The sequence below is a fragment of the Candidatus Omnitrophota bacterium genome, assembly GCA_028715415.1.
Lineage (GTDB): Bacteria > Omnitrophota > Gorgyraeia > Gygaellales > Profunditerraquicolaceae > JAQURX01.
This window is the reverse complement of the sequence record JAQURX010000001.1, coordinates 44,712-59,209: the sequence shown is the minus strand read 5'-3', so window position 1 is coordinate 59,209 and position 14,498 is coordinate 44,712. Positions and strand designations below refer to the sequence as shown.

The 14,498-nt window shown below is 35.3% G+C and carries 15 protein-coding genes; all 15 read right to left on the bottom strand.

What is annotated here, in order from left to right; genetic code table 11:
• Position 1: 1 nt before the first annotated feature.
• Entirely contained in the window at positions 2 to 547 is a 546-nt protein-coding gene (locus tag PHO70_00305; protein MDD5431419.1) for an HAD family hydrolase, read from the bottom strand.
• Positions 528 to 1,571, bottom strand: coding sequence for a GDP-mannose 4,6-dehydratase (locus PHO70_00300; protein MDD5431418.1), 1,044 nt, complete (start codon positions 1,569 to 1,571; stop codon positions 528 to 530). Before PHO70_00300 ends, PHO70_00305 begins: the two co-directional genes overlap by 20 nt.
• Positions 1,568 to 2,332: a glycosyltransferase family 2 protein gene (locus PHO70_00295; GenBank protein ID MDD5431417.1), complete on the bottom strand. Its 765-nt coding sequence runs from the start codon at positions 2,330 to 2,332 to the stop codon at positions 1,568 to 1,570. Before PHO70_00295 ends, PHO70_00300 begins: the two co-directional genes overlap by 4 nt.
• Positions 2,325 to 3,446 (bottom strand): DegT/DnrJ/EryC1/StrS family aminotransferase, encoded by a 1,122-nt coding sequence (locus PHO70_00290; GenBank protein MDD5431416.1) that lies wholly within the window; start codon positions 3,444 to 3,446, stop codon positions 2,325 to 2,327. The genes PHO70_00295 and PHO70_00290 overlap by 8 nt, the downstream gene beginning before the upstream one ends.
• A gap of 2 nt (positions 3,447 to 3,448) precedes the next feature.
• The gene (locus PHO70_00285) at positions 3,449 to 4,537 is read right to left on the bottom strand and encodes a glycosyltransferase family 9 protein (protein MDD5431415.1); all 1,089 of its coding nucleotides are present in this window, start codon (positions 4,535 to 4,537) and stop codon (positions 3,449 to 3,451) included.
• Positions 4,534 to 5,580, bottom strand: a complete 1,047-nt coding sequence (locus PHO70_00280; GenBank protein ID MDD5431414.1) for a mannose-1-phosphate guanylyltransferase — start codon at positions 5,578 to 5,580, stop codon at positions 4,534 to 4,536. The genes PHO70_00285 and PHO70_00280 overlap by 4 nt, the downstream gene beginning before the upstream one ends.
• A complete protein-coding gene (locus PHO70_00275) occupies positions 5,577 to 6,542 on the bottom strand; it encodes a glycosyltransferase family 9 protein (GenBank protein MDD5431413.1) in 966 nt (321 codons plus the stop codon). The genes PHO70_00280 and PHO70_00275 overlap by 4 nt, the downstream gene beginning before the upstream one ends.
• Positions 6,539 to 7,759, bottom strand: a complete 1,221-nt coding sequence (locus tag PHO70_00270) for an O-antigen ligase family protein (GenBank protein MDD5431412.1) — start codon at positions 7,757 to 7,759, stop codon at positions 6,539 to 6,541. Before PHO70_00270 ends, PHO70_00275 begins: the two co-directional genes overlap by 4 nt.
• Positions 7,760 to 7,774: 15 nt before the next feature.
• Entirely contained in the window at positions 7,775 to 8,452 is a 678-nt protein-coding gene (locus PHO70_00265; GenBank protein MDD5431411.1) for a glycosyltransferase family 2 protein, read from the bottom strand.
• Between the two features lie 3 nt (positions 8,453 to 8,455).
• On the bottom strand, positions 8,456 to 9,151 hold the full coding sequence (locus tag PHO70_00260) for a glycosyltransferase (protein ID MDD5431410.1): 696 nt from the start codon (positions 9,149 to 9,151) through the stop codon (positions 8,456 to 8,458).
• 1 nt (position 9,152) lies between these two features.
• Positions 9,153 to 11,207 (bottom strand): hypothetical protein, encoded by a 2,055-nt coding sequence (locus PHO70_00255; GenBank protein ID MDD5431409.1) that lies wholly within the window; start codon positions 11,205 to 11,207, stop codon positions 9,153 to 9,155.
• Between the two features lie 78 nt (positions 11,208 to 11,285).
• Positions 11,286 to 12,050 carry a DUF3108 domain-containing protein gene (locus tag PHO70_00250; protein ID MDD5431408.1) on the bottom strand — a complete coding sequence of 255 codons (765 nt, stop codon included), beginning with the start codon at positions 12,048 to 12,050 and terminating at the stop codon, positions 11,286 to 11,288.
• 13 nt (positions 12,051 to 12,063) lie between these two features.
• The gene (locus PHO70_00245; GenBank protein MDD5431407.1) at positions 12,064 to 12,222 is read right to left on the bottom strand and encodes a DUF5989 family protein; all 159 of its coding nucleotides are present in this window, start codon (positions 12,220 to 12,222) and stop codon (positions 12,064 to 12,066) included.
• 52 nt (positions 12,223 to 12,274) lie between these two features.
• On the bottom strand, positions 12,275 to 12,679 hold the full coding sequence (locus PHO70_00240) for an SxtJ family membrane protein (protein MDD5431406.1): 405 nt from the start codon (positions 12,677 to 12,679) through the stop codon (positions 12,275 to 12,277).
• Positions 12,680 to 14,497, bottom strand: coding sequence for a carbamoyltransferase (locus PHO70_00235; protein ID MDD5431405.1), 1,818 nt, complete (start codon positions 14,495 to 14,497; stop codon positions 12,680 to 12,682). It abuts the gene before it with no gap.
• Position 14,498: the final 1 nt, after the last annotated feature.

Genomic DNA, 14,498 nt, shown 5'->3' with positions numbered 1-14,498 from the left:
ATTAACTTTGTTTGACCAGGAATTTTGCGGCTTCAAAAAGATCTTTAAATACAAAATCCGGCTTAGCTTCCCAATTTTCCTTGTTTGATAATTTCTCTTTTCCTGAAAGGACAAGAATTGATTTACACCCGGCTGCTCTTGCGGTATTAATATCGCGGATAGTATCTCCGATAAAAAAAGAATCCTTTAGATTTAATGCGTATTCTTTTTTTGCAGCCCTGATTAACCCGGGCTTGGGTTTCCGGCAAGAACAATTATCTTGCGGTCGGTGGGTACAATAATAGACTTTTTCAATTAAACCATCTTGCTTTTTAACTTCTTTAAGCATGTAAGCGGTAATTGCATTAAGGACTTCTTGAGTATAAACACCTTTACCGACACCTGCTTGGTTCGATGCAACGAATATCTTAAACTTATTCTTCGTTAACAAACTAATTGCTTTCTTTGTGTTGGGCAAGAAACGAAAACCTTTAAGCGAAGTAACATATTTTGTGTCCCCAGGATACTTATTTATTACTCCGTCGCGATCAAGAAAAATAACTTTCATTTGCCTTAACCCATTCCGTAAGTTTTCTTAAACCTTCCTTAACTGGAGTCTTAATTTTCCAATTTAGAGAACTTTGAAGTTTAGAAGTATCAGTAATATAAACTTTCTGGTCTGAAGGCCGCCAATTAGCAAATTTTACCTTTGGCTTCTTTCCAACCAAAATCTCCAATTCATCAAGAAACTCTAAAAGTGATATTGTATTTTCAGGGCCTCCGCCAATATTAAAAAGCCCTCTTTCTAAATCACTATTAATGAACCGATTAAATGCATCTACTAAATCATCTGCATAAAGCATGTCACGAACTTGTTTACCATTCCCATATATAGTAATCGGGCGTTTAAACAACGTTGCTATGATAAACCAAGCAACCCAACCCTGATCTTCAAAACCAAATTGGCGTGTTCCATATGTACAAGACATTCTAAATACACCTGTTTTCATCTTATAAATATGGCTGTATTCCTGAATATACAAATCACCGACGAGTTTTGAAACTCCATACGGAGTATGCCCGGTCAAATCAGTTGACATGCTTTCATTAACTCCCGCGACATCACGAAAAGTATACCTTTTTTCTTTTTCTGATAGCTCAAGCCTATCAACATTTTCTCCGTAAACTTTATTAGTTGAACAATAGACTACTATGGTATCCTTTGATTTCTTGCGTGCCGCTTCTAATACATTAAGCGTTCCAAAAGCATTGATACTAAAATCTTCTTTTGGCATACGCACACTTGAAGGGACTCCGGGTTGTCCAGCAGTATGTATTACGACATCAACACCCTTTCCAATAGCCTTTGCCAAATCCTTATCGTTGCGGACATCGCCCTTTATCCGCTCAATATTCTTGAATTGCCCGAGATACTTCCAATTAAACTCAACAGAACCCTTATCGTAACCGAATATCTGCGAACGCATTAAATTATCCAAAACTATAACTTTATTCTTTGGATTTTCTTTTGCAAAAAACTCAGCGCTATGGCTTCCTACTAACCCTGCCCCACCAGTAATCAATACTTTCATTCTTTGTTTCTCCTTTCAATTAAAATTTCTTGATATTTTAAATAACTCATAAATTGATAAAGCCCGGCGTAAAAAGCAATCACAAAACCATAAAATCCATCTTTATAACCTTTTTTACCGACATAAGTACGCATAAACCTATCAATTGTCCTATAAAAGAATCTTCCCAACCGCATCGGCTTATTCTGATTAAACCACTTCTCCGCTTCCCAGCTCGTCTGACGGTTAAGGCTATCTAGAAAATGCGCTAAATCAGGATACCCTTTGTGAACTATATCCTTGGTCAAATGGCCGCATTCTCCATCAATAAATGCCCTTGGATGGACCTTGACTTCTTCGTATTTAAATTTATCCTTACGGAATAACCTTACTTTTCCAGCAGGGTACCACCCGCCATGCCTTACCCAATAAGTTCCGATAAAATTCCTTAAAGGAATAGAAAAAGCGGCGTATTTTGTTTCGGGCTTTAAAACTTCACTGACTTCTCGTTTTAATTCCTCGCTTACCTTTTCATCGGCATCAAGGCTTAAGACCCATTCGTTTTTCGCCTGAGCATAAGCAAAGTTCCTATGTATTCCTTCTACATCCATTCTTCTTTTAATTATTTTATTTGTATATTTGCTTACAATATCAAGTGTTTTATCAGTAGACCCATCATCTACAACTATTATTTCATCCGCCCACCCTGAAACCGAATCAAGGCATTCAGCGATATTAGCTTCTTCATTCTTAGTAAGCACAACTACCGATAAATTAACCATTAAAAAACTCCTTGATAGAGCTTACAATATAATCTTTTTCTTCTTGGGTTAAATCAGGATGCACAGGGATTGCCACAATTTCCCTGGAAGATCTTTCTGAAACAAGAAAATCTCCTTTTTTATAGCCTAAATAACTAAAACATTTCTGTAGATGCAAAGAAAGAGGATAGTAAACTCTCGCATCTATCCCCTTATCATTCAAATATTTGATAAGTTTAGCACCAGATGAATTAAGACGCAATATATATTGATGATAGATATGCGTACTAAAAGGCGCAACAAAAGGAGTTTGAAGAGGCAAGGCTTTAAAAGAATTATTATAGTAAGCTGCAATTTCTTGTCGTTTTTTATTCCAGCAATCTAAATATTTTAATTTTACATTGAGGACCGCCGCCTGTATCGCATCCATGCGATGGTTAAACCCCAAAACAGTATGAAAATATTTCTCTTTATTTCCCTGATTCCTAAGCACTTTTAGCTTATTGGCAATGCTTTTATTATTTGTCAAAATCATGCCTGCATCGCCGAAAGCACCAAGGTTTTTTCCGGGATAAAAACTAACAGTGCCGCAATCAGCAATTGCCCCGGCCTTTCTTCCTTTGTACTCAGCGCCAAAAGCCTGCGCAGTATCTTCAATTACTTTCAATTTATATTTTTTGGCTAACTTCATAATTCCGCCCATATCCGCGCACTGCCCGTATAAATGCACCGGGATGACCGCTTTAATTTTCAACTTTTTGCTTTTCTTGATAACCTTCTCCAGGCTTTCTACGGAAATATTATATGTATCCTGATTAATATCAACAAAAACGGGAATTGCTCCAATACTTGCAATTGCCCCGGCTGTCGCAAAATAAGTAAATGTTGGGCATAAAACACCATCCCCGCTCTTAACACCCAATGCAATTAATGCTAATTTTATAGCATCAGTCCCATTTGACACTCCTATTGAATACTTGACATTACAATATTGAGAAACCTGCTCTTCAAATAGCTTGGTTTCGCTGCCTAAAATAAAATTAGCATTATCTATTACATTCTTTATCGCCAGATCAATCTCGTTACGAATAGGATTAATCTGTTTTTTCAAATCTAATAAAGGAATTTTACCCATATTTAATTATTTCTTTCTCCGGTTAAAAGACGAGCAGCTGCCTCAAAAGCTTCATTGACAGAAATGTCTTCAAGGCATTCTTTATTATTTTTACATTCTGATAAACGAAAATTATGGTAGCAAGGAACACAGTTCAATTTACTTTTTAAAACAATATGACGGTTATCATTGGGTGGATAAGGTCCATAAATCAATGGTGAAACCGGCCCATAAAAAGAGAGCGTTTTTTTGTTTAAAGCTACCCCCATATGCAATGGGCCTCCATCATTTGCAATAAGAAAATCTGACCTATCAATTATTGCAGCTAAAACACCTAAATCAGTTTTGCCTGTCAAGTCAACCGGCTTATTCCTCATAAGGCTAGTTATATTTTGGGAAATTGTACTTTCCGGTTCATCCCCAAGAATTAACACTTTAACAGAATATTTCTCCATAACTAAATCAGCTAACTGCGCAAAATTCTTCTGCGGCCAATGTTTAAATGAAGCATCAACACCCCAGCTGGCTCCTGCCCCGGGAGCAATAACAACAATTAAGTCTTTAAGGCCAACCCCGTAATCATTGAGCAATTTATCGGCTTTAATTTTATCTTTACTAGATAACGCTAACTCTAAATTTACTCTTTTAGGGTTAATGCCAATAAATCTCAAAAGATCAAGGTAATATTCTACCACATGCTTTGCGGAATAACCGGATAAGTCTATTTTTTTAGTAAGGAATCTCCCGCGGTTTTTGTAATTATACCCTAACCGCTGCCTTATTCCTGCTAACTTAGATACAAGCCCATAACGATGGTCTAAAGAACAATCAATTGAAACATCAAATCTCTCTTTCCTTATTTGGGAGAATAATTTTAATGCTTTGCTAATCCCAACAAAAAAGTTCTTTTGGAAGATCTTCTTCAGATCTCCTCGGGATAAAGCAAAAATCCTGTCAATCTTAGGATTTGGCTCAAGGATGCCTTTTACTCTCTCATTACACCAATAACCAATCAAACTGTCAGGATATGCATCCTTAATATTGCTTATAATCGGAGTAGTAAATAATACGTCCCCGATGCCAAAAGGATTAATAATGAGAAACTTTTTCAAATTTGTTTATTAAGTTTTTTTTGTTTTAATGTTTCAACAAGTCTTTTAACATCCTGGCTTTTGTCCTTAGGGCAAACCAGAAGGGCATCCGGAGTATCCACCACTAAACAATTCTCTAACCCGAAGGTAGCGACAAGGCGTTTACTCTCCGACCAAACAATGCTGTTTTCTGAACCTAAATCTATGCAGCTCCCCCTAAAAATATTCCCTAAACTATCTTTTTTTACTAAACTCTCCAGCGCCTCCCAGCTTCCGATATCGCTCCATCCGGCGTCAAGAGGAATCAAAGCTATTTTTTTTGTCTTCTCCATCACCGCGTAATCAATAGAAGTAGCAGTTATTTTTCCCCAATTCATCTTTACATTATTTAGCGTATTTACCTTAAGGATTGCTTTGTAGTCTTTCTTAGCTAACTTCTTAACCTCATCCAACAAAACACTGGCCTTAAAAATAAAGATCCCGCCATTCCAATAAAAACTTTTGTTATTAAGATATTGCTTTGCCTTTTCAAAATTAGGTTTTTCAACAAATCTTTCAACAAGAAACGCGCCGGTTTTTAGTTTTTTATTTACTTTAATGTATCCATATCCTATTTCCGGCCTTTCTGGCTTAATTCCAAGAGTAACAATGTAGCCTGATTTGGCTACACAAATAGCTTTCTTGAGAATTGACAGAAACTTAGTTTCGTTCTTGATGTAGTGATCGCAAGGCAAAACAATCATGACAGCGTCTTTATCTTTTTCATAAACAACCTTAGACAACACAACAATTGGCGGAAAAGTATTCCTGCTTTGCGGCTCAAAAAGTGCATTTTGCAAAGGGATTCCTGTCTTTTTTAACAAGCTTTTTATTTTATTAGAATACAATTTATTAGTTGCAATATAGAAATTATTCTTACTTACTAGGGGCTTAAGGCGCAATATAGTCTGCTCAATCATAGGTTTGTTTGAACAAAGATTAAGAAACTGCTTTGGCTGGCTGCTCCTACTTAACGGCCAAAACCGCGATCCTACTCCACCGGATAAAATTACAGAATAAATCATTTTTTTAATACCTCTTTTACTTTTTCAAAGACTTCCTCTGGCAAAAGGCCAGCTAAATCATCTTTTTGTATTACAATACTTCCTTTGCTTCTCGGGCCCCATCTTAAAGGGCTTTTTCCAGGCATACCACTCTTAAATATTGCTAAAACCGGCGTATTTACACAAGAAGCCAAATGCACTGGCCCGCTATCACAAGAAATAAGCAATTTACATTTTTTTAATAAGGCTGCCAATTGCAAAAGATCAGTCTTGTTAGTCAGGTCAACTAAATTGTTATAAACAAATCCTGTAAATTTTTCATGGGATTTGGATTCATCTACCGCACCCACTATAATTATCTTAACATCAAGCTTGACTGAAATTAACTCAGCCAAAACACGGAAAAACTTTTCCGGCCATTGTTTTATTGGATCACTCGTCCAGGGATGAATCGCAATCAAATTATCTACATTATTAAATTTTGCCTGGCTTAATAAATTTAATATTATACCATCATTTGTCTCTAAGGACAACGTCAAATCGTTAGTCTCCGCCCCAAGCAAATTAACCAGATCAAGATTATACTCAACTTCATGCTTAAGCCCAAGATGTTTCTCATCTTTTATTTTACGGTTTAATAAATGCCCCATTTTACGCGCGTATCCGACCCTGATAGGAATTCCTGCCAAGAAACTAATGATATTAAACTCTTTGGAAGGATTAAATACTACGCAAGCATCAAACTTACCTTTCTTTAAGCTTATAGCATAGCGAAAAATTTCCAGCCAAGAATGCTCCCTTTTATCCCAGATAATTACTTCGTCAGCATATTTTATGCAATGCGCCAAATCTTTTACATAAGAATCAACCACTAAGGTAATTTTGGCTTCCGGGTATTTTTGTTTTAAAGCCCTTAAGGCAGGAATTATTAACAGAAACTCTCCAAAACGGTCATTTCTGAAGGCAAGGATTTTTCTAATCATTTCTCTGACTTAATAAAGTTCTTAAGAGAAAGTGAAAACCCGCAAAGATACCAGAATATTAAAGCCACTCTAGATGAATTAAGGCTGCTCTCTGTTAATCCATTGATTAAGAATGCGATCAAGCAAGCAATCAGAGAAAGAGAAACTATCCTTAAATAATCATCTTTCAGCTTCCTATAGATAGCAACCGATTCACTAAACAATTTATACAGAAGCCAGAGAAATACTGCCAAACCGATAAAACCAAGCTCTGCGGTTAATTGCAAAAAGTTATTATGGGCGTATAAATAATCCGAAGTAACAATATTCATATATTCCGGGTTTTCTTTATATTTTTTGTAATTCTTCATAAAAGTATTTGCTCCAACTCCCAAAATCGGATTGTGTTTAATCATATTCATGGAATTACGGAAGATCGCAATCCTATCATCATTACACATAAACCTGATTGGATCATAATCCACCTGCTTTGCCCAATCTTTAACCCCTTTTGGTGCTATAAACGGCGAAATCACAGTCAGCACAACTAAAGAAATTATCACTATTTTATCCCTTCTTATGATGCTTAAGAAGAATAAAACAATATATATCGCCAAAAGAGTCGGCCTTGAATATGTCAGATATATCCCTATAACCGAAATAACGCTCGCTAAAACAAAGAACATCCTCTTACTACCCTTATAATAATACAAAGCAAGCCCCAAAAGCAAAGGTGCTAAAGCGCTCAAATAAATTCCAAATGTATTTGAATCCTTAAAAGAAGCGGTTGCGCGCACAAGGCCCATATTAATTATCGGCGCCCAATGCCTGATAAAATCAAACCCTGTTATAACCTGAAAGATTCCGTCTATTGAAGCAAGCACTAAACCAACTAATACAGAAAAAACAATTATTCTCACATGCTTTTTGTCTTTAATCTCTTTTGCCATAATAAAAAAGATAAAAGCATACTGTAATAGCCTAAGGATACCGCCTTTAAAAGTATCCCTAAAATTAATTGAATTCACAATGGATATGCATGTTATTAAAAAGAAAAGTAATAGTGGTAGATTTATTGCTGTTTTAGGAAATATGCCTTCTTTCTTTAAAGCCTGTTTTACTAAATAAGCAACGATAAGAAAACCGGAAAAAATGCTGACCGGGACAGGAGAAGTAGCCATAGAAAAAGGAATAAATATTATTGACCAATAAATAACATAATCAAGGAACTTAACCATTAGGCTCTCCTATTTTTATCCTACAAAACGGTACTTTATAATGTAATACATCGCCCATAAACCATCAGACCACCTAATTTTCTTACCTTCTTTGTAAGTACGGGGATTGTAACATACGGGGATTTCCAATAAACGAAGTCTTTTCTTTAAAGCATTACAAACAACCTCAACGTCAATATCAAATCCTGTTGCTTTTAGATTGAGGCTTTCAAAAACTTGCCTTCTGGCAATTTTATAACAAGTAGCATAATCATTCAGTTTGGCTGAAAACAAAGCATTTAATAACCATGTTAAAAACCTATTCCCCATCTTATGCATAAATAAACCATGGTACTCTTTCCTGAATCGGTTGCCTAATACCATATCCGCATGGTTTTCTCTTACTTCAGTCAGTAATTTCTGATAATCATTAGGATCGTACTCTAAATCGGCATCTTGGATTATTACAAATTCTCCACTTGCGTTAGTTAAGCCTGTCAGGAAAGCCGCGCCCTTACCCCTATTGCTTGTGTGATGTATAACTTTAAGACAGTTGTATTTTATATCCATAAGTATTTTATCAGTGCCATCAGTTGAACCGTCATCAACAACCACCATCTCTTTATCAATATCAAGAGCATTTATTTTTGCTAAGATATCTCTTATTGTTTTTGCTTCATTATAAACCGGGACGATCACCGAAAGTAACGCCATGCTTTATCCTTTCACCCTTTTAACCAATGCCCAAGTATAAAATTTAAGATAATTTGGAAAAAGCTTAAACATCTTAAAGCTGGATTTCCCTTTCTCCCTCTCCTTCCAAACAGTAGGAACCTCGGTTATTTTAAAACCTAAAAAATGCGCCTTAAGAGGCAGCTCCATAGATATCTCAAAGCCAACCGACTCAATATTTATGCTTTCAATTACTTTCTTTCTGTACATTTTAAAAGCGTTAGCAACATCATGAGTAGGAATGCCCAACAAGTAAAAAAGCGACCAGCCGACAAACGAAGAAAAAAATCCTTTTAATTTTGACCCTCCCAAACGAGCCCCACCCTTAATATAACGCGACCCGCAAACCACATCGAAGCCTGCCGGCATCTTGCCATACATCTCTTTTACGGTTTCTAAATCATCACATAGATCTGCCATAATCGGAATTACAAACTCACCTGATGCGTTAATAAACCCCGTCCTAATCGCATTAGCAAAGCCAGCAGGTAGCTTATTCTCAACTAACCTAATATTTTTGTATTTATTAGTTAAACTTTGCACAATTTTTCCAGTATCATCTTCAGAGTGATCATTTACTACAACAACTTCAAAAGGTATATCCAAAGAAGATTCTATTCTTTCTAAAACAGGCTGGATATTTTCTTGCTCATTGTGCGCTGGGACAATAATTGATAACATTTTACATCACCTTATAGATATGAACGGTTTGGTTAGAAAATATTAAATTAAACTTCAAAGGGTTTGATTGCGCCCAATTATCCTCAATAGGAAAATCAACATCCTTTGTTTGATGCAATGAATACACGAATAAATAATCTGTTTTCCTTCTCAAAAGATTGCTTAGCCAGACTGAATAATCCTCGTTCCCCCGGTAATTATCTTTTTCTCCAAAACTGCGGTGCATGCTCAAGAAATCATAATCCCAGTTATAACGGCTATTAGGAAAATAATGCAGTTTTGCCGGTTCAACTTTATTTACCGATACATAATAAACATTATTTTTAAAATTAGTTCCATACAAAGGGAAAGGAACCGGCCTGCCAACATAAGCTATATTATTGCCTGTAGTATTATCATTTATCCATTCCCAGGCTTTTGTTGCGTCAAGCCAAAATCCTGAATATTTTGTCATCTTTACATAACTTCTATATTCATTCCTTATGTAATACTTCTCTAATAAAATTAAACTTAACAACACGGCAAAAACAACCCAAAAAGCTAAAATAGGTTTAAGTATAAATTTTAATTTTTTGATATTCCTTCTCATAAAGAACAAACTTGTCAACGTGATAATAGTCAGGACAAAAGATGTAACCAGCTCTTGTCGTTTTGCGAGTTCCGACATTGACGCGATAATACATATAATTACCCCGATATTTATTGCAATCTTTGGGAATTTAAGAAAATTATAACTGAAAAATCCCAAAATTATCCCAAGTGCCAAAAGAGGATACAAATATCTCGTATTTGCCAATGGGATCAGATATCTATAAACTAAATAGATAAGAACCGGTAAAATCAAAAAATATCCAAACAAAAAGCTTGGTTTTTTAAATTTTTTCGCCATCAATAAAAGAAGCCCAAAAAAGACACCGGGCAGTATAAATAATAAACTCTGAGCTCCTAATCCTTCATGGAATAACAGCTTTGCTAACGAATAATCCTGAATTTTAAAATGGGCTCTATAAACAACGCTATCCATAACCCCCTTAAAGATCGTTCTCCCGAACAATTTAAAATCAAGTGGATACAAAGGATTATTTGTCAGAAAGTAATTTCTTATATACGAATACCCGCCAAATAGAATAATAAAAACTGCGGTGATTATTAAAAAATTATACTTTCTATTCTTAATTGCTAAATAAACAAATGGAATAAATAGTAAAAAACTATAGGGCAGCGCTACTGTTTTTACTCCCAATAACAATCCCAAACTCAACCCATAAATCAAACAACAAGAAAACGAGAATTTCTTTTCTAATATAAACAGAAAATTGAGACTTGCTAAAAATAATGCAACTACCATTATATCAACATAAGCAATTTGCAACTGTTTAAAGAAATTTGGAATAAGGACAAACAGCACTGAAGCGTAATAAGCATAATCCTTGGGAAGGTTGAGTTTTCTAGAAATACCATAAACACAAAAAAAGGCAAGGATAAAGAAAGGAAGTTGGCCTATATCAGCCAAAAAAACATTTCTTAGCGGAACTATAAGCCAAAAATAAAATAAACTTCCATTAATTGGATAATACGAAGGGCTAGGATCATCAAATATTGTGATCGGATTACACAAATTTGCGTTCTTTAACCATTCCACCGGAAAAGTAAAATGATAATTCAAACTATCCCAACCAAAAGGCGCATTAACAAGGTTGATAAAAACCTTAACTAGCCCAAAAACAAATATTACGCATGTTGCAAACACTATTATCCTATTACTAAATAGATGTTTTAAGGCTGGCTTTATTTCAGGAAGCTTTAAATGGTTTTTCCCATTGAGGGCCACCAGGACAAAAACAAAAAAAAGGATAAATAAATTGGATAAAACAAGGTATTTTAAGGTTAAAATCTGGAATATGCCTAAAATTGACTCGGTTAGAACAATCTGAGAAAAATAAAGGATAAAACAAGAAACTAAAAAATCAACTAGACTAGAGAAGCCAAATAACCTTGCTGCTAACAAAAACGCAGAAATTACAACTGCTATATTTATTATTAAAAATAAAATCATAATTATTTTTTATAAACCTAAGTTTAAGCCTAATGTTGTATTGATATTAAATCTTGAGCTAAAAAACACTTAAACCAATTATTTCAAGTCCGTTAACCTGGCATTGATAAATAGCCCACTGGCGAATACTTTAATTAACACCGGAAGATTTTCTTTTTCTTTTAACAATACCATAGTTATGCTAGATCTGTGATAAGGATTATTTTTATCTCTTCGAAAAATATTTCCATTCAAAACATAGAAGGTGTATTTTTTGTTATTTATGGTTTTTTCTAAAACACTCACCTTGCCTTTTATCGCGTAATTTTTTTGATTGGTGTTTAAACTTAAATCAAAATCCTTTAATTTATTAAAATCCATACGCCTTAAATTCAAGATTGCGGAAAGCGGATCTTGCGTATTAGGAAGCATTGAACGCTCTACTCCCCTTATGGTTACAATATTACCTTTCTGGTTATAAAACACCTCTTTTGTTGATTCCTTTTTACCCGATAATGAAAGCGTTTCTTTAAAATACTGAGGATTTAGGCTAACCGGATCGATATATGAATCAAGTAGGGCGGTTACCTTAAAAAACTTGGCAAAAATATTCAAATTCTCAGCTTTTGCGCTTAAGTGAATTACTTTTTGATTATTCAACTCCTCAATTCTGGAATTTGAAAAAGTCGCGTTGCCAGCAGGCAGCACCCCGAAGAAATTAATCCTGTAAACCGCTTCATCAAAGGCTGGCTTATCAATTTGATCAATAATATTCAACACTATCGGTTCCGGCCTATTGTTGTGCCAAAAGATAGCTGAAAACAATACAACTAAAACAATAATCAATATTACAATTTTATTCACGTATTCCTCCGTCTTAAAATAAAGTATAAATAAAAGGTGCCACAGCGCTACTTTGCGTAAAGAAGATAAGAATACCAAATAATAAAAGCATAATAATTATCGGAGCAAGCCACCACTTTTTCCTAACACGCAAAAACTGCCAAAATTCTTTTATTATAGAAAATTTACCCATTACTCCCCCCTGTCATTCCCGCGAAAGCGGGAATCCACTCTTATAATCTTACTTAAAATTGTCTCTCGTATAACGAAGGATCAAATTTAACCTCTTCCTTGCTCTTCCAATAAGTGCTTGCTTTCTTATCCATCTTCTTTTCCAATAAATCCACCTTAAATAATTTTAATATTAAACCAATCGGTGTAAACACTAGATAAAAAATTATTGTCAAAATCAGCCTTGTATTAACCCAAGCCAAAACAAAGGCTAACTTCATCCAAGTTATATATATAGGCTTAAGGGCTAAAGGAAAAGTAAACGCAGCAATAAAAAATAACCCAGAGCTAATTAACCCCCAAAGAGGGAAATGCCTATGTTTTAAGAAAATAATTCCGGATATGGCAATAAAAGCAACACCCATTATTATACCAAACTTCCTTAAGTTACTTCTTCCTAAATCCAGTTTTTCCATCATTTAATCCAATTCAAATTCTTTATGCCAATTATCATCTTTTGCTTGAAGCTTTTGTTCTTTCTTATCTAAAAGAAAACTGCCCATAACAAGATAGTCCATTTCAGTGCGCATAAAGCACCTAAAAGCATCTTCCGGAGTTAAGACAAGAGGCTCTCCTCTTACGTTAAAAGACGTATTTATTATAACAGGACATCCTGTTTTATTATAGAAAGATTTTATCAAATCATAATAAAGCGGGTTATCCTCTCTTTTAACGGTTTGAACCCTGGCGGAATAATCAACATGTGTTACTGCAGGGATTTGGGAACGTATAAATTTTAATTTATCCAGCCCGAAAAGTTCTTTGTCTTGGCCTTTTGGATCAATCCGCTTATCTTTCTTTACGGGAGCAACCAAAAGCATGTAGGGGCTTTCTTTATCAAGGTCAAACCATTCAGACGCCTTTTCTTTTAAGACGCTGGGAGCAAATGGCCTAAATGATTCACGGTATTTAATTTTTAAATTCATCTTTGTCTGCATTTCCCTATTCCTAGCATCCCCAATAATACTTCTTGCTCCTAATGCGCGCGGGCCAAATTCACTTCTTCCTTGAAACCAACCGATAACATTCCCCTGCGCAATCAAACCCGAAACTAAATCCGGCAATTCAGCTTCTGATAATTTTTTAAACGGGATATTTTCATTCTTTAGGAAATTCTCGATATAAGCATCCTTAAATGACGGACCAAGTAGTGAAGTATTCTGCGCATCATCAAAACCATTTACATTTCTTACATTTTTTAAGTATTTATACCAGATAAGAAGCGCAGCCCCTAATGCCCCGCCTGCATCTCCACTAGCTGGCTGGACCCATATTTCTTTAAACGGGCCTTCCCGCAGGATCCGTCCGTTTCCAACACAGTTTAAAGCAACTCCTCCAGCAAGACAAAGATTCTCTTGTTTTGTAATTTTATGGATGTGGCGCACCATACGCAGCATAATTTCTTCGGTAACTTTTTGAATTGAAGCAGCTATATCCATGTCTTTTTGAGTTAAATTTGCTTCACGTTTTCTTGGCGGTGAGCCGAATAATTTATTAAAACGATTATTAATCATGCGCAGGCTATTGCAATATCCAAAATATCTCATATCCATCCTGAACGAACCATCTTCTTTGAGATCTATTAGGTTATTTAGGATTAAATCATAATATCTTGGCTCGCCGTAAGGTGCTAATCCCATTAATTTATACTCACCGGAATTAACCTTAAATCCTGCATAATAAGTAAAAGCTGAATAAAGAAGCCCTAATGAATGAGGAAACCTTAAAAAGTGCTGAATCTCTAAACTATTATCTCGGCCAACTCCAAAGCTGGCAGTTTCCCATTCGCCGACTCCATCCAAAGTTAAAAAAGCAGCTTCTTTAAAAGGCGATGGATAAAAAGCACTTGCTGCATGAGATTCATGATGCTCAGAGAATAAAATTTTACCTTGGTAATTTAACTCTTTCCGAATTACTTCTGGAATGAAAAGTTTTTGCTTAAGCCATAAAGGCACTGCTTGAATAAATTGGCTTAACCCGCTTGGCGCATAGGCCAAAGAAGTTTCTAAAATTCTTTCAAATTTAATAAATGGTTTATCATAGAAAACAACATAATCTAAATCTTTAACAACAATATCAGCTTCTTCTAAACACCAGTTGATAGCATTGGCAGGAAAATTAAAATCGTGTTTTTTACGGGTGAAACGCTCTTCCTGCGCTGCTGCCATAATTTGCCCGTCTTTCAAAAGACACGCCGCACTATCATGATAGAAGCAAGATATACCTAAAATATTCATA